The organism is Phormidesmis sp. 146-33 (assembly GCF_052939515.1).
Window position 1 is genome coordinate 51,367 of record NZ_JBJPHU010000034.1, and the last position, 16,659, is coordinate 68,025.

The 16,659-nt window shown below is 49.2% G+C and carries 12 protein-coding genes and 2 pseudogenes; 8 read left to right on the forward strand and 6 right to left on the reverse strand.

The window, feature by feature from the left end:
• Positions 1-39: 39 nt before the first annotated feature.
• Positions 40-1,527, reverse strand: a pseudogene (locus ACJ2PR_RS15645) (TonB-dependent siderophore receptor); the annotation flags it as partial.
• A gap of 30 nt (positions 1,528-1,557) precedes the next feature.
• Between ACJ2PR_RS15645 and nikA the strand changes: the two are divergent.
• From nikA to ACJ2PR_RS15670, 5 genes and pseudogenes are all read left to right on the forward strand, one after another.
• Positions 1,558-2,655: pseudogene (gene nikA, locus ACJ2PR_RS15650) on the forward strand (nickel ABC transporter substrate-binding protein); the annotation flags it as partial.
• 15 nt (positions 2,656-2,670) lie between these two features.
• Positions 2,671-3,621 (forward strand): nickel ABC transporter permease, encoded by a 951-nt coding sequence (gene nikB / locus ACJ2PR_RS15655; protein WP_446877676.1) that lies wholly within the window; start codon positions 2,671-2,673, stop codon positions 3,619-3,621.
• A 2-nt stretch (positions 3,622-3,623) separates the two neighbouring features.
• Entirely contained in the window at positions 3,624-4,487 is an 864-nt protein-coding gene (nikC, locus tag ACJ2PR_RS15660) for a nickel transporter permease (RefSeq protein WP_446877677.1), read from the forward strand.
• Entirely contained in the window at positions 4,480-5,268 is a 789-nt protein-coding gene (locus tag ACJ2PR_RS15665) for an ABC transporter ATP-binding protein (protein WP_446877678.1), read from the forward strand. Before nikC ends, ACJ2PR_RS15665 begins: the two co-directional genes overlap by 8 nt.
• Positions 5,265-6,074, forward strand: coding sequence for an ATP-binding cassette domain-containing protein (locus ACJ2PR_RS15670; RefSeq protein WP_446877679.1), 810 nt, complete (start codon positions 5,265-5,267; stop codon positions 6,072-6,074). The genes ACJ2PR_RS15665 and ACJ2PR_RS15670 overlap by 4 nt, the downstream gene beginning before the upstream one ends.
• Positions 6,075-6,397: 323 nt before the next feature.
• Here ACJ2PR_RS15670 and ACJ2PR_RS15675 read toward each other — a convergent pair whose 3' ends face one another.
• Positions 6,398-7,762, reverse strand: a complete 1,365-nt coding sequence (locus ACJ2PR_RS15675) for a protein kinase domain-containing protein (protein WP_446877680.1) — start codon at positions 7,760-7,762, stop codon at positions 6,398-6,400.
• Between the two features lie 24 nt (positions 7,763-7,786).
• The gene (locus tag ACJ2PR_RS15680) at positions 7,787-8,578 is read right to left on the reverse strand and encodes a serine/threonine protein kinase (RefSeq protein WP_446860599.1); all 792 of its coding nucleotides are present in this window, start codon (positions 8,576-8,578) and stop codon (positions 7,787-7,789) included.
• A 110-nt stretch (positions 8,579-8,688) separates the two neighbouring features.
• Between ACJ2PR_RS15680 and ACJ2PR_RS15685 the strand changes: the two genes are divergently transcribed.
• Positions 8,689-9,420, forward strand: coding sequence for a phycocyanobilin:ferredoxin oxidoreductase (locus ACJ2PR_RS15685; RefSeq protein ID WP_446877681.1), 732 nt, complete (start codon positions 8,689-8,691; stop codon positions 9,418-9,420).
• A gap of 134 nt (positions 9,421-9,554) precedes the next feature.
• Entirely contained in the window at positions 9,555-9,959 is a 405-nt protein-coding gene (locus tag ACJ2PR_RS15690; RefSeq protein WP_446877682.1) for a hypothetical protein, read from the forward strand.
• Between the two features lie 589 nt (positions 9,960-10,548).
• Here the strand turns inward: ACJ2PR_RS15690 and ACJ2PR_RS15695 are convergent.
• From ACJ2PR_RS15695 to ACJ2PR_RS15705, 3 genes are all read right to left on the reverse strand, one after another.
• Complete coding sequence (locus ACJ2PR_RS15695) at positions 10,549-11,478, reverse strand: TIGR04168 family protein (RefSeq protein WP_446877683.1); 930 nt, start codon at positions 11,476-11,478, stop codon at positions 10,549-10,551.
• A gap of 179 nt (positions 11,479-11,657) precedes the next feature.
• Positions 11,658-12,647, reverse strand: a complete 990-nt coding sequence (locus ACJ2PR_RS15700; RefSeq protein WP_446877684.1) for a hypothetical protein — start codon at positions 12,645-12,647, stop codon at positions 11,658-11,660.
• A gap of 452 nt (positions 12,648-13,099) precedes the next feature.
• On the reverse strand, positions 13,100-14,278 hold the full coding sequence (locus tag ACJ2PR_RS15705) for a GNAT family N-acetyltransferase (protein ID WP_446877685.1): 1,179 nt from the start codon (positions 14,276-14,278) through the stop codon (positions 13,100-13,102).
• 561 nt (positions 14,279-14,839) lie between these two features.
• Here ACJ2PR_RS15705 and ACJ2PR_RS15710 point away from each other — a divergent pair.
• The gene (locus ACJ2PR_RS15710) at positions 14,840-16,417 is read left to right on the forward strand and encodes a PAS domain-containing sensor histidine kinase (protein WP_446860593.1); all 1,578 of its coding nucleotides are present in this window, start codon (positions 14,840-14,842) and stop codon (positions 16,415-16,417) included.
• The last annotated feature ends 242 nt before the right edge of the window (positions 16,418-16,659 follow it).

Here is a 16,659-nt window from a genome sequence, read left to right on the forward strand (position 1 = left end):
TAAGTTCGTTCCTCAGAAGGAATCGCCTGCATCGCAAACTTAGAATTGAACAGACAAGCTGCCTTGAACGGTAAAAGGAATCCCAGGAATGATACTTGAACGGCTTTGTGTACCCGCAAAATAAACCGTGTCAAACAGATTCTTAAAGTTGAGTCCTGCTCGAACCTTACCCGTGTTGTAGAAAATGCCCGCATCGACCCGCGCATAGCTTGGAACTTCAAAACTGTTTGCTAAGTCGCCCGATCGCCCATCTACAAAAAACACACCTGCTCCAAAGCCTAACCCTTTGAGCCTGCCTGATTGCAGTGTGTAAGTCGTCCACAAGCTGGCAGTGTTGTAAGGAATGTTCACAAGCTGATTGCCTGCGGCGAAGCGATTATCTTGAGCAATTTCAGCATCCGTGTAAGCATAAGAAGCAATCACGTTCCAGCCAGGTAAAACTTCCCCGACGATATCCAGTTCGATGCCTTGGCTGCGTTGTTCTCCCACTTGAATTGAGAAATTTTGATCTCTTGGGTCAGAGGTCAATACATTCGTTTTTGTAATTTTGTAGCCTGCGAGTGTGGCAGACAGTCGATTGGGAATCAAATCAGCTTTGACCCCAATTTCGTATTGTGTTCCCCGTTCGGGCTTGAAGGTTTCTCGATCGAGATCTCGCCCAATTTGCGGCTGAAACGATCGTGCATAATTTGCATAGAAAGCAAGCGTTTTGCTCGGTTGATATACCAGTCCAGCATTTGGAGAAAAAGCATTTCCAGTCTGCTGAATACTCAAAGCTGGAGCGCCAGGACGGATTTCTTCTTGATCATAAGTATCAAACCGTCCACCTAAAACAAGCTTGAGGTTATCTAGTAGATCAATCTGATTTTGTAGATAGATGCCCAATGTTTTAACATCACTGTTGACATCCAGTTCTGGGCGACGACGCAAGGGTGAGATGACAACACTGTTATAGTTTGGGTTAAACAAATCAATTGGGGTAGCTGTTCCGGTGAAGTTGTTATTGAACCAGCCAGAAATTTTTGTCAGCTCAATTCCTGCTAAAAGTGTATGTCTGATCGGGCCAGTATTAAACTTGCTAATTAGATCATTTCGCCAGGTGTAAGTATCAAATAGCTGATCAATGGTACTTGTATTGAGTGGGACAGTCCGATTGTCTGGGCGGAGATTGCCTGCTTGAACCGTTAGAGGGCGGAGTTCCTGGCTGCTTGTGATGCGTAAAGTACTGCGAAAAGATAAGCGATCGCTAAACTGATGATCGAGAGATAAGTAGGCTCGTTTTTCATCAAACTCATTTGGTTTGCTTCCGGGGCCGAGATAGCGGCTAATCGGGACATCAGGCACACCTCTACCTAATGCAACAAGTCCCCGATCGATCGGTCGCTCATCTTTGATAAATGATCCTTCAAACGACAGCATTGTGCGGGGGCTAATTTTCCAGGCGAGACTGGGTGCAAGAAAGATGCGATCGCTGTCAACAAAATCACGAAAGCTTTCAGCCTGTTCAACTGCCACATTTAACCGATAAGAAACCGTACCTGTTGAGAACTCACATTAGTTCGCCCTGTGCGCTTTCTGTCGCCCAAAGCGTTTCCAGACAGCGGAACCACTGCTCAAGGAATTAGAGCGCCAATTGGGACTGGAGCCTGGGTGCTTTCTGACTATCGGAAAGATACTTACGCCGTTTTTAAGCGCAATGAAAACTACTGGGGTCAAAAACCAGCACTCGAACAAGTTACCGTCAAAATCATTCCAGATAGCGAGACACGAGTTTTAGCATTTGAGAAAAACGAAGTCGATCTGATCTATGGCAGCGATGAAATTAGCCTCGACTCATTTCGGCAACTGCGTGATTCTGGTCAATACATTGCAGAAGTCTCTCCCCCTTTGAACACGAGAGCCTTGGCAATCAACACCAATCGCGGCGCAACCAAAGACCTCAAAGTGCGGCAGGCCATTCAGCATAGTGTTAATAAAGATACGATCGTAACAGCCATCTTTTACAACACAGAGCAAAAAGCAGATACCTATTTTTCAAAAGAAGTGCCTTATGCCAATGTTGAGTTACAACCTTATTCCTATGATGTCGATCGCGCCAAAGCGCTACTCGATCAGGCTGGATGGCAGCAACCCGCAGGACAAGCGATCCGCCAGAAAAACGGTCAGCCACTGACACTTGACTTATCGTTTGGGGGGGACAACAAGGTTGATCGCGCGGTCGCAGAAGCCATTCAAGCTGATTTGAAAACCGTGGGAATCGAGGTGAAGCTACTGGGTGAGGAAAGGCAAGCCTGGAGAGAGCGGCAAGCAAGCGGTGAGTTTCATTTGATTGTGAATGAGACTTGGGGCCCGCCTTATGAACCTCAAGCAATGGTGTCATCGATGCGTGTTCCAAGTCATGCCGACTATGCTGCACAACAGGGTCTGCCGATGAAAGCAGAGATCGATCGTAAGATTGGCGAAGTATTGACAACAACTCAGAAAGAAAAGCGCCAACAGCTCTATCGAGACATTCTCACGACGCTGCATGAACAAGCCGTTTATCTGCCGATTTCTTACTCTACGAATGTTGCCGTATTGCACAAAAACCTCTCTGGATTTGAATTTATGCCCCAAGCTTATCAAGTCCCCATTAGCAAACTCAGCAAGTCTTAACCTCTTTCTAATCCTGTGAAACTAACCAACCACTATGTTTTTAGGCGTAGCCTGCAATTGATTCCAGTTCTGATAGGAATCTCGATCGTGGCATTTCTCTTACTTCAACTCATGCCCAGCAATCCTGCTGTTGTTGTGCTTCGAGCCGCCGACACTCCGACGACCCCAGAAGCGATCGCAGACATGCGAGAAAAGCTCGGTCTAAATCGTCCACTTTTGATTCAGTATCTAGACTGGCTTTGGCACGTTTTAAGATTGGACTTTGGGCGATCGTTCGTGACAGGCAAGCCAGTTTTACAAGAAGTCATAAACTACATTCCGACAACGTTGATGCTGATGCTCTGTACAACGGTGCTGATTTTTGTAGTAAGTTTGCCAATGGGGATTTTAGCTGCTTTGTATCGAGATACTGTTTTTGATCAGGTGAGTCGGCTATTTGCTTACACTGGCGTATCGATGCCGAGTTTTTGGCTGGGATTTTTGCTGCTGTATGTATTTAGTTTCAAGCTCGGCTGGTTTTCGATTACAAGTCGCGGCTCGATCCTGGATTGGGTTTTACCATCAGTTACTTTAGCGTTTGCACCTGCGGCAGTTTATGCAAGATTGCTGCGCGGCAGGATGCTCGAAAGTCTAAATCAAAACTATGTCCTGTACGCAAGGGCAAGAGGACTGTCAGAGCGACTGGTAGTGCTGCAATATGGGTTAAAGAATGCACTCTTGCCAGTCGTTACGGTGTTTGGCTTAAGTTTTGCTCACCTCTTAGCGGGAACGGTCGTCGTAGAGAATGTATTCGCGCTACCTGGACTCGGACGATTTGCAGTGCAATCAATTCTCAATCGTGACTATCCAATGATTCAGTGCTATGTCTGTCTGACCGCAGTGCTGTTTGTTGGAGTTAACTTCATGGTTGATTTGACTTATAGCTATTTTGATCCGCGCATTCGTTTTGGTAAACAGGAACTATAGTCATGACCATTTTGCAAAAATTGCTCGATCGTAGGCTAGCCTGGTTTAGTCTCAGCTTAATTGCGATCGTGCTGCTTCTCTCACTGTTTGCGCCGCAGATTGCCCCGCACGATCCTTTAGCGGTTGATTTGATGAAAAAGCTTCAGCCGCCTGGTGCTATTTTTCCACTGGGGACAGATCATCTCGGTCGCTGTGTTCTCTCCCGTCTAATCTATGGAGGGCAAGCCTCACTGTCAATTTCTCTGATCGTCGTCATGTTTACGACTTCGATCAGTCTACTCGTCGGGCTAGTTGCAGGCTATGTAGGCGGCAGAGTCGATAATTGGCTTATGCGGGTGTGTGATGTGTTTCTCGCATTTCCTTCGCTGATTTTGTCTCTTGCGATCGTCGGCACACTCGGCGGCGGCATTAATAATCTCATTCTTGCCTTAGTCGCAACTCACTGGGCGGGCTATGCGCGGATTGTTCGCAGTCGGGTTTTGAGCGTCAAAGAAAGTAACTTTGTCCAGGCGGTGATCGTTTCTGGTACGGGTGCCATTCCAATTATGCTCCGGCACATTTTGCCATACACGCTCATCGAGCTAACGGTACTGACAACACTCGATGTTAGTCATATTGTTTTACACATTGCAGGACTATCGTTTTTGGGACTTGGGATTCAGCCCCCTACGCCAGAATGGGGAGCAATGATCAATGATGGGCGCGAGTATTTTCGTCGTCAACCAGAACTCATGCTTTATCCTGGTCTAATGATTTTTCTCACAACTCTGGCATTTAATCTCGTTGGGGATGTGCTGCGCGATGTGCTTGACCCCCGGATGGAGCGGCAATCTGAAACTTTAAAGACGAAACTAGAACATGTCTAACGCGGTTTTAACGGTTGATCAATTAAAGGTTGCATTTTCAGGGCGTTCTATTGTTCACAATGTCAACTTTCAGCTACAACCTGGCAAAGTTTTAGGCATTATTGGCGAAAGTGGTAGCGGTAAAAGTGCAACTTGTTTATCGATTCTTGGTCTATTGCAAGGTGCAACGATTCAAGGGAGCATTCAGCTTTTAGGACAAGAATTAATTGGGCTAGAAACGGCAGAACTGCGGAAAATTCGCGGACAAAAGATCGGTATTGTGCTGCAAAATCCGGCAAGTTTCTTTAACCCGATCGCGCCGATTCAAAGACAATTTGTTGAAACACTACACGCTCACCGATCGCTTTCCCACGCGGACGCTCACTCGATTGCGATCGAACATCTCATAGCTGTCGGACTCACTGAACCCGAACGCATCCTGCGCCAATACCCATTTCAACTGAGTGGCGGAATGCTACAACGAGTCATGATTGCGATCGCGCGCTCCTTGCGGCCACAAGTGCTAATTGCGGATGAACCAACAACCGCTCTAGATGTGATTACACAAATGCAAATTCTAAACCTGATCAAACAACTTCAGCAGCAGACTAATTGTGCAGTCTTGTTAGTCACTCACGATTTAGGGGTGATTGCTCAAATGGCGGATGATGTTGCAGTCATGTGGAACGGTAAATTTGTTGAGCAAACGAGTGTAGAGCAGTTGTTTGACCATCCGCAGCATTCATATACGCGATCGCTGTTAGACTCCCGTTTGATCAATCGCATCGGAGAAAGACAATGAGCTTACTATCTGTGCAAAATGTCTCTAAAAGCTACTCTCTTCGACTGGGTTGGAGTGGTGAAACACAGTGCATTCCCGCTGTGCAAGATGTGTCGATCGAGCTTGAATCTGGAAGTTGTCTAGGAGTCGTTGGCGAAAGCGGAGCCGGGAAAAGTACATTAGGGCGAATTGTTTTGGGTCTAGAACAGCCCGATCGCGGCAAAACTTATTTTCTGGATCAAGAACTCAGTCAGCTAAGAACGCGGGAATTGCGATCGCTCAGACGAGACATGCAGGTTGTGTTTCAAGACAGTTTTGGCGCGGTCAATCCTCGCTTTAAGGTCAAAGCAATTATCAGTGAACCATTGCGAAACTATCTGAAAATTACAGCAGCAGAAACAACTGATCAAACGATTCAGCTTTTAGAAACGGTAGGTCTAACGGCGGCGGATGCTGATAAATTTCCGCATCAGTTTAGCGGCGGACAGTTGCAGCGCGTTACCATTGCACGAGCGATCGCACTCAAGCCAAAACTCATTGTTCTCGATGAACCTGTTTCTAGTCTAGACGTGACGACTCAAGCCCAAATCTTAGCGTTACTATTGAATCTGAAGCAGCAATTTCATTTATCTTACTTGTTCATTACTCACGATCTTGCGGCCGTGGCTTATCTGGCCGATCGTGTTGCAGTCATGTACAAGGGCGCAGTTGTGGAATCCATCAATTCCTCAGACTTTACCAAACTCCAGCATCCTTACTCACAGCAACTCATTGCCGCTCAACTTCCAACTCATGTCCGAGATCGTTGTGGCATGAACCCCATTTGATCTACATCAATCAGACAGCCTGTCGGCTTGACTGATTCCTTTCACCCGGTAATCTGCGCCTCTGTATTAACGTTAGTCTCCAACGAAGGCGCACCTGCGGGAAGAGCGAAAGAAACCTGCGTTTTCTTAGGAGTTCGATGAGAGGGACTCGCTTCGTTTCGATCGGCTTCAGCCCCCTAAATCCCCCAAATTGGGGGACTTTGACAAAGAAAAAGTTCCAGAGTTCAAAGAAATTATGCTGATTCAAAGTCCCTCAGAATGGGGGATTTAGGGGGCGAATCCCTCAGCAACGAAGCGGAAAAATTCATCGAACTGGCATTGTATTATTCTCGCTCGATCGGCAGTCTCAACCAGTCACTCAATTCATACGCCAGCCAACTCATTTCGTCTAAAGTCCCCACAAATTCGCACTTCTGAGTCCCAATCCACAGGTGCAAACGATGTCCACGATCGACCAGCACCAGCTTCCAAATGTAGCGGCGACGTGCCCAAAAAGGCAGTCCGTATTTGAAGCGGAAGATCCTGCGAATTAGCCTGACATTTAGGGGGTCGATCGTCAGCGTTGCCCGCCCTGCAAACAAAATCAGCAGACTTGCAATTCCTCCCGCTCCCGAAACCAGAAATAAAAGCATTCCCAAAATCGGTATTGACGCAAACCCCGAAGTGAACACCGCTGATGCAAATAATGAGATCAACATCCCCGATGTCAAAAGCACAATCGGCGTAAACGACGCAAACTTCTCAAGAATCAGCCGATTAATGGGAAGAGAAACTTCTAAAGTGTTAATTGTGTGAGTCACTACAATGTTGCTGTGGCTCGGTCGATCGACGGGCTTCTCAATGACAGTAGAATGTGCTTCTTGAATTTGGCGATCATCTAATCCCTGAAGGGCCTGCTGGACAGAAGTGGGACGCTTGTTGAGACTCGGCTCGGTCAGCCATCTCAGCCAATGGGCAAAACTGGGACTGAGATTAACTAGATGCTCAAACTGAATTCTCAAATCTTCTTGAGGCAGATCGGCGGGATGTTGCCCCGTGGTCAGATAAATTAGTGTCGCGCCCAAACTGTACAAGTCAGAAGCTGAAGTCGCCCGTCCGCCAAACTGCTCAGGCGGCATGTAGCCATAAGTCCCGACGACGGTAATCGTGCCCCCTTCCTTAGCTGCCAACGTCTGCACCGAGCCAAAATCTACGAGATGCACCTGACCAGGACGGTTGCCCGATCGATTGGTCAACAGCACATTACTCGGCTTGATGTCACGATGAATCACAGGCGGCTGGCGATCGTGCAGATAGCGCAAAATCTCTAATAGTTCTCTGGCTAACTGTTCGACTTCCGCTTCGGTAAACGATCGTCCCGCTCTGAGATGCTGTTCTAGAGACTCTGCCTCAATGTAGGTTTGCACCAGCGCAAAGCCCTTTCGGTCACCTTGATCAAATTCAAAAAAGTCCAGATATCGAGGAATGGCGGGGTGATCCAGGGCTTGCAGCGTCGCCGCTTCTCGCTCAAACAGTTTTAAGTCATCCCATTCAAAGTCATGGCTAAAACTCAGCAGCTTAATCACGACCCGTTCTTGAGTCTGCCGATCCCACGCCAGCCAGGTTTGTCGCCCCGACTTTTTGCCGAGGGATTGTCGAATCTCGTAGCGATCGTTCCCTTCCAAAACTGGCTGTGTATCATCCAACAACGACTTTTTCCTCCTGCTTTTTCGTCAACCTCCTGCCTCTAGCGATTGCAGTGCTTCTTTGGCGGATTTGAGGCGACGATCGAGATTCGCTTCTGTCATCCAGCTTAACCAATTTGAAAAGGCAGGGCTGAGATCCACGACTTGCTCAAAGTCTAGTTTGGTTCCTTTGCGGGGTAGGTGCTTGGGCGATCGTCCGGTAATGATCGCGATCAGCGTCACCCCCAGACTGTAGAGGTCAGAAACCGTCAAAACCCTGCCACCAAACTGTTCGGGTGGGGTGTATTCGTGGGTCGAGACGGCAGTGAAGGCGTTGCCCTCTTGACTCAACAGCATTTTGACCGACCCAAAGTTGACCAGATGCGTGCGGCGATCGGCTAACACAATATTGCTCGGCTTGATGTCGCGATGAATCGTGGGCGGCTTGCGTCCGTGTAGATAAATCAGAATGTAGAGCAGCGATTTTGCGATCTGTTTGGCTTCCGCCTCGGTGAAGGTGCGCCCAATTTTGAGACAGGCTTCTAGCGACCTTCCGGGCACATAGGTTTGCACGAGGGCCAGGGCTTTTCCGATCGGCAAACGGTGTTCAAAATAGCCCAAATATTGAGGCACGCAGGGATGCGTCAAAGCCTTTAGCGTTTCTGCCTCGCGCTCAAATAGTTTCAGATCGTCCGATCGCAGCGTTTCATCCACACACAACAGCTTGATTACCACTTGCTCCTGTGTATTCAAGTCACGCGCCAACAGCGTCCAGCGTCCTTCTTGTTTTCCAAGTTCTCGCTCCACTTCGTAGTGATCACCCAGAATTTGTCCAGCCATAGCACCCAGTTTTACCGTCAAGTTTTACCGTCAAGTTTTAAAGTGTTGATCCGTTTGGGCGATCGCTGACCTGATATCCTAAATGAGCAATCAGCAACCGCTTTTTGAATATGTCTCCTCTCTCCACCCCCTCTCTGCGCGAACAACAACATCCCCTGATTCGCAATTTAGCAGACACGATCGAAGCCGTCTGGCACCGTCATTTGGCGCTTTCACCCTACCACCTGCCTGACGATCTGGGCTACGTAGAAGGGCGCATGGAAGGCGAAAAGCTGATCATTGAAAACCGCTGTTATCAAACGCCGCAGTTTCGCAAACTCCACCTCGAACTGGCTAGAGTGGGAACGATGCTGGATATCCTACATTGTGTTATGTTTCCCCGATCGGACTATGCCCTACCGATGTTTGGCTGCGATCTGGTGGGCGGCCGGGGGCAAATCAGTGCAGCGATCGTGGATCTATCTCCTACCAATTCAGAACGCCAGCTTCCTGAAGCATACCGTTTGGGGTTAGAAGCGCTGCCGTCGGCTAGTTTTTCTCAGCCGCGTGACTTGCCAGAATGGGGCGAGATTTTTTCTCCGTTTTGTCTGTTTGTGCGCCCTGGCGATGCTCAAGAAGAAGCGCTATTTCTATCACGAGTTGAGGCGTATTTAGAATTGCACTGTCAACGCGCGATCGCCACTCCCTCTACTCCCGAAACCGCCGCCGAAATTTTGGCAGGGCAGCGCTACTATTGCGGTCGTCAGCAGGAAAATGACAAAACCCGTCGCGTGTTAGAAAAAGCCTTTGGTGAAGCCTGGGCCGAGCGCTATATGACGACCGTTTTGTTTGATGTGATGTAAATTTGTCCAGACTGAGATGAGGAATTTTGACCCCCTCCATCTACTGAATCATCCCTCATTCGCAATCGCCTTCTCAATCCTGGCAGTTTGACGCTCAAGACACCTACGTTCCTATCTCTCATGAAGGCGCGATCGTGGGGTTTTGTCACTTAAAAGCCGCTAAAGAAACGATCACCACGCTCAACCATGCCGAAAGGCTCCAAAAAGCTCTAATGCTGGCGTGTTATGACCTGATTGCGCGAGAAGGCGGCAGCACAGACAGCGTAGACGACCTGATGCAGCACTATCTCAATAAAGCCAGCAGATCTCCTCGCGGGACGGCATTGATCGCCCTGTTGCTTAGAGAGCGGCAGTCCGAACTTGACCTCACTGCTGAAGAATTTGCCAAGTTTTGCGATTCTTACCGACTCTCTCGCGAAGAATTGCGAAACCTTTACAACGGTGTCGAAGTAGAGAGTTCTCAACTTTCGCCTCTGGCGCGGATTTTGGGAAAAACGATCGACGAGGTGATCGACCTGTTGAAGGGAGACGACGACTAACCGAATGTCCGTTCAATGAAGTTTTTTCGCTTCGGTGTGCAGCGCTTCTGTCCTCCAATCCCAAATTTCGGGGACTTTTAGACTGGATTTGCGGTGCAAAGTCCCTCACGGGTGAAGGATTTAGCTTGCTTTTCTAGATTGACAACCGCAGCCAAAGATTTCATCGAATTCACGTTAAACAAAAGGCGAATTCTATCTAAGCGATCGTGGATTAAATAACTCCGAAATTTCACCCTCACCCTAGCCCTCTCCCCAAGGAGAGGGAACCAGATTCTAGCCCCCTTCTCCCTGGCTACTGTGTACACACAAATTCTTCTCGGTTCGGCTCATCTAGGGTTCGCCCCCTAAATCCCCCATTCTGGGGGACTTTGAACGAGAAGGCTTCCTCAATTGAAAGCAATTTCCAGGTTTCAAAGTCCCCCAAATTTGGGGGATTTAGGGGGCTGAAGCCGACTGAAACGAAGCAGCGAGCGACTTGTGTGTACACGGTAGCTTCTCCCTGGGGAGAAGGGTTGGCGAGGGCTTCGCCCACTTCGTGAGGAGGGCGATCCGAGACTCTACAATTGTCGAAGTTATTTAATTCTCATTCCTAAGCGATCGATTCCGCCATTGTCTGCACATTCCTCTGAGCGCTGTAGAGAATCGTTTCCGAATTGACGTTGAAGTTTTGATCCATCCAAATCAGCGAAGCCTGGGAGACGACCCCCGATTCGAGCGTCACCAGAGAGAAATTCCGCAAGCGATCGCCCTGATTTTGCACAATTCTCGGCACTCTCGCTGCGTTTAGATAAACCGTTCCTTGGGCGGTCGTGTGAATCGATCGGCGCAGTTGTTGTTTTGTGTGGCGTAGCGTATGGTGCATGTGACCAAAAGCAACCAGAGGAATCGTTTTGCCAGATTGATGAACCTGAGCGATCGCCTGCTCAAAATCAGGATCGCCATGATCGCCGCCGATCGGTTGCCAGTCTTTGCCGCAGGGGTCTTCGGGCAGATTGCCTAATCCGGTTGGGCCGTTGTGACCGATAAAAATGACGATTTCGTGATTCGTGCTATCAGCGGCCGCAGTAATGCGATCGACGGATTCCTCAAAACTATTGACTCCACAGCGATCGCGATAAAACTTATCATTCTTCCAGGTCGAGCCACCCCAGCTAAACGGACGGCTGCCCACCACGCTCACGCCCAGTTTAGGAAAGTCAAGCTTGCCATATCCCACATGACTGTCGCCCAATAAGTCAAGCTGTTGCTGAAGGCGGTCTTCTCGACGGCGATCATAAGGACACTGCTTAATTCCCCAATCAGTCGCGTTGTACCAGGCATCGTGATTGCCCAAAATTGCCGCTTTGGGAAGGCTAAGTTGAGAGATTGCCCTAACAACTTCGACAGATTCGTTGCCAAAGTCACCTACCAGCAACACTAAGTCAACGTCTAACGCTTTAAGTGCCGCTTCGTCTTCGTGATCCCAAAGGTCATGAATGTCTCCGATAACGGCAATTTTAATCCTCTGACTGGCCACCATTCTGCTTTCCTGTCGCTGTCCTTTTCCAGCATAGGCAAGATGTCTAGATTTTGGATAGTTCTTTAGGACAGAGAATTTTGGAAGGGATGAGGGAGAACTTCGATGATCTGTTTCCCCTTTGGGGGTAATCCGCTTCGCGAGGAGGGATGAAATTTTAGTTCGTCGGTTAAGGCTCAAAATTATTCGTCGTTTGACCAGGTTGAGCGCCACATGACTTGGGCTTCGGCGATCGCTCGTTCTGTTTGCTTTTTTTGATACTCTTTTGCCAACACTTGAAGCCGCTTTTTGAGATCTCTCAATTTGTTGCGCCAGGTCATGATGGTTGGGTCGTTGAATTCAAGCTCGGTGAGACGAAGCTGAACGGCGACGACGTGAAGGATTGCACCACTGAGTTCTTTTTTCTCGTCAGAATTGGAAGACTTTTCGCTGGCTTCAATCAAGAGATTCAACAGATTGGGAGTGCCCGCTACGGGGTCGCCTTCTGCCTTGGCTGCCGCTTCCAGGACGGGTTCGGGAAGGTGTTTGGGTAAGATGTCGGACTGTTGTAGCAGACGATTGGTGTCACGCGAGAGGGTTTGTAGCTGTTGAGCGATCGCGCGCTCTAGATTTTCTTGCCACTGTACGAGAATTTCTAGGGGCGTTGTGGGGGGCGATTTTTGAGCGTTGCGTTTGGCCCTTGCCGCATTGAGCAACAGTTCTAAAGCATTTTCTGCGTCACTAGGAAGGTTCATCACTTCCTGAGAAAAGTCTGACGTGTCTGGAGGCGTATCTGCTGGAGGCTCGGAATTGACTTCACGGGCGATCGGTTTTAAGCAGGCAATCAATCCGGTCTGGCCTCGTTTGGCTAGAGCTTTTAAGGCTTGCTGAAGCTGTTGGCGTTGACTGAGCGACAGTTTGAGAAACGCTTCTGGGTAGCCTTCGGTGCAAACGTGGTAGCCCGACAAAATTAACTGCTGCTGTACGACTTGTCCCAGGGCTGTCAAATAGCCAGAGTAAGTGCTGTAAAACTCGTCCCCGATCACTTCAATTTTTTTGTCTAAAGTCGCGAGGGTTTGTCTAATTTGCTCGATCGATCCAACCATACTGATATCAGCTTTGACAATTTGCCTACATTCAGGATAGCGGCTGAGAAGCGATCGGGATAAATGATTGGTTTCTAGAGTACTCATGATGTAAAGGCTGTTGAAGTGCTGTCTATCAGATCAGTGCTAGTTTGTAGTCGAAGTGAGAAAGCCCTAAAGACTTTCGGAATCATTCAGTGTGGCGTGAGTTTACGGTCTCAGGGTTACGTCGGCTACGTCGGCGGGGTGATGGAGTCAACTCTTGCGCCGCTTGGCATCGCTGTCAGATGAGAGGTTTTCGACTCATCTCCACACAGAGGGTAAAACAATTGAGACTGTTGCGGAGGAAGTTGCTCATCATGCAGGTTTTGATCTTCAGCCCCCAACTTAGGATCGCGAATTAAATAGGATCGTTTATTGCCAAGTGACTTCGCCCCCTAGATCCCCCACGAGTGAGGGACTTTGAACCGGAGTCTTATCTAAAAGTCCCCAAATTGGCAGCTTGGGGGGCAGAAGACGCGATCAACGAAGCGAAAACCTCCCATCGAATTCACATCAGTTTAGAAAGCATCAGGCATCCAGGGAGGCGACCCCGCAAAAAGTTGAGTGGCGATCGCCAGCGCAGCATCCGAACCCGTCAAACGATCGCACCACTGCAATTGAGCGGGCGAAAACAATCCCGTGTAGAGCGGTGACAGGCTGCTGACATCCAGTTGTAGGTCGCCTCGCCCTCCCTTTGTGACGGTTGCTTGCCCCTTCTCTACTGTAAGAATAAATTTGCCCGCATTTGCTGGAAACAGACCGTCTCGAATCTCAAGGTGTAACTCTGCCGAAACGGCTGGGGAATAGCCGCGTTGTTCTAGCGCTTTTTGCACATGGACAATTCGCAACATCCAGCGACTGTGGGTTTTGATCTCGACATTTTTTTGCTCTGGCAACACGAGAGACAACGCCTCGATCGCAGAACTGCGCCATTGAATGCGATCGACCTGCGATCGATGAACCGCCCAAAACGCCCAAAACTTTCTCACTGCCGCCGGAGTCAACAACACCCAATCTCGAATCACAATCTGGCTATAGTCGCCCTCGTTCTGATGCTCAAAAATCACATACCCTTCTGGCTGGGTGGCAGTGCCGATCCGATAAGCATGGGGTGGCATTCCTTTGTCAGCGTTTAGGAGTCCCTGCCAGATAAACGGATTGCGATCGAGGAACCCATTTGTTTGCGAGGCTTGCTGTTGATAAAGTGTGGCAAACTCCTCGACATTGAGCGAAACCCGTTCGATCGGCAAACGATCCGCTCTCATCTCAAGTTCGCTCGTCAAAACGCTCCAAATGCAGAGAGTGCCTGCTTGTTCGTAGCCTGCTTTGCGATAGAGCGGTTGGGCCGCAGAATACAGGACTGAAAGTGGGATTTCTCTAGTGTGAAGTTCTTGCAAGACGGTTTGCATTAGAGCGATCGCACCGCCTTGACCCCGATATTCTGGCAAAATTCCCACGCCGCCGATCCCCACCATTGGCACCCGTGATCCATACCATTGGCCCATTTCTAGCAGTCCCAAACCGCCGATCACCCGATCCTGATCGCACAACACCCGAATATTCTGGATGCCCACGCGACTCATGTAGACCGATTCATCAGCAGGGGGCGCGTTAAAGCACTGAGCCAGAATTTGTCCAAGCTGATTGACTTCGGTCTGGCTGGCTGGAATGCGACACTCAAATCGACCTACTGACATCGATCGTTCTCCCAAATGAGCTAAAGGCATTATCCTACGCGATCGTCTCCGGGGAAGCGTGATCGTCTTTGCCCAACCAGCGATTCTTCATCTCAGCATCCGCAATCTTGGCAACTCCCGAATTTATACTTATCGCGTTTACACAGAATAATCTTTTGATTTGCTTATAAAGTATTCATAGACGCAAGATTCTCAGCCATTTCACCAGTACACCTTGTAGAAATACGGAATCCTCTTTGCTAAATTTATTAAATCCACAAGGGGATGATCCGTATAAACCCTGTTAGCCTAAGTGGAAACCTGATAGACACTGTTAACTAATTGCATCTAACTAATTGCATCTAACTAACTGCATCTAAGCATAATGGGTAGATTTGACTGGTGAGATTAAGGGACTTGAAGCCATTCTTCTACCAAATCTCTTCTTCTACCAAATCTCTAAGCTGACCCGCGACCCCTGAAAGTTTGAATCCCTCTTGCCCTCCGTCGTGTTTCTGCTGTCCACGTAAGGTAAATTTCGCGCCAGCGCTGCCGAACTCAGAACCTGGTTACCCTCATAAAATGTTGAACTCCAATTCCGACGATCCCTTTCTGCGGATGGGTGCGATCGAACTCAGTCTCGGACAATCAGAAGAACTGTTTCGAGCCTATGTAGAAGCCGCAAATGACATGGTGTATACCGTGGATCTGTTGGGTAGGCTCACTTACATGAATTCCTATGGGAAAAAACTATTAGGCTGTGAAGACCGAGACGTTGTAGGCTGCCCTTACTTAGAGTTTGTTTCACCTCCGTTTCGCGAAAAAACTGCCAAAGCTTTCGGCAACCTGATGACCACAGGCGAACTCAGAGACTTTGAGTTTGTCCTTCAGCCGCGAGTCGGGGCCGAGATTTATTTAGAAGTGAATGGGCGACTGTTGCACCGCACTGGTGAACTGATTGGCGGCATTGGCATTGGGCGAGATGTCACCGAGCGCAAGCGGATCGAAAAACAACTGCAAATGTTTTCTAGAGCCGTAGAATCTGCCTACGATAGCGCGGTGATCACCGATTTAGACGGTCAAGTTCTCTACGCCAACCCTGCGGCCAGTCGCATCTTTAGCTGGCAGTTAGGCGAGTTGTTGGGCAAAAATTCGGGCGTGTTTTATCCAGAGCGGCGGCAAACTCAGTGGTTGATTCAGCAGGCGATCGCGGGCGGGTGGAGCGGTGAGGTGTTGTGCAGTCGTCGCAATGGGGAACGCTTTTCGGCGCTGGTGTCGGTTGGCCCCATCTGTGATGAGCGAGACAACACGACAGCCGTTTCCTTTATCACACGAGACATCACTCAGCAAAAACAAATCGAAGCCGAACTCGCCGCCAAAAACCTAGAGCTAGAGCGAGCCAGCCGCCTCAAGTCTGAATTTTTGGCCAACATGTCCCATGAGTTGCGAACGCCACTGACGGCAATTTTGGGCTTTTCGTCGATTTTGCGGCAACAGATTTTTGGCTCTCTCAATCCCAAACAAGAAATTTACATTCAGCAAATCAATCAGAGCGGTCAACACCTCCTCGGATTGATCAACGATGTGCTGGATCTCTCCAAGGTCGAAGCGGGTCAGATGCGGCTAGAAATTGTGCCGATCGCCCTCAACGAACTTTGTGAAGACACGCTAGGACTGGTCAGCGAACAGGCCCGCAGCCGCAAACTAGAAGTGCATCACTCGATCCAATTAAATTTGCCGCCTTTGATGGCCGATGAGTTGAGAGTGCGTCAGATGTTGCTCAACTTGTTGTCTAATGCGATCAAGTTTTCTGAAGAAGGCGGGCAGATCGGGCTGGATGTCGAAGTGCAGGCAGGTGATATGCAGATCGTCGTCTGGGACAAGGGGATCGGCATTCCTCAAGACAAGCAGCATTTGTTGTTTCAGCCTTTTCAGCAGGTAGATGGCTCCGTTTCGCGCAGACACGAAGGCACGGGGTTGGGGTTGGCTCTCACTCGCAGACTGGCAGAACTGCACTTTGGCACGATCGAGGTTGAGTCTCAAGAGGGTCAGGGTAGCCGATTTACGATCCGATTGCCGTTGAGTCATGGGGCAGTCGATTCGAGGTCAGATTATGGAGCGGCGGATGGACAGGCGACGCAGAGGTTGGGGATTGGGTGAGGGAAGGGATGAGGGAGAACTTCGATGATCTGTTCCCCTTTTTGGATAATCCGCTTCGCGATGGGGGATGAGGGGTTGCTGCTGGCGGCACGCTCCGCGAGAGGGATGATTTGAGAACTGGCCGCCCATCCACTCGTCTAGGTGCGTTTAATTTGTCTTCACGGCAGCTATTCCCTGCTTAACTAATGCTGCCGTGTACACACACGTCGATCGATCTGTCATTGCTGAGATCCTTCGCCCCC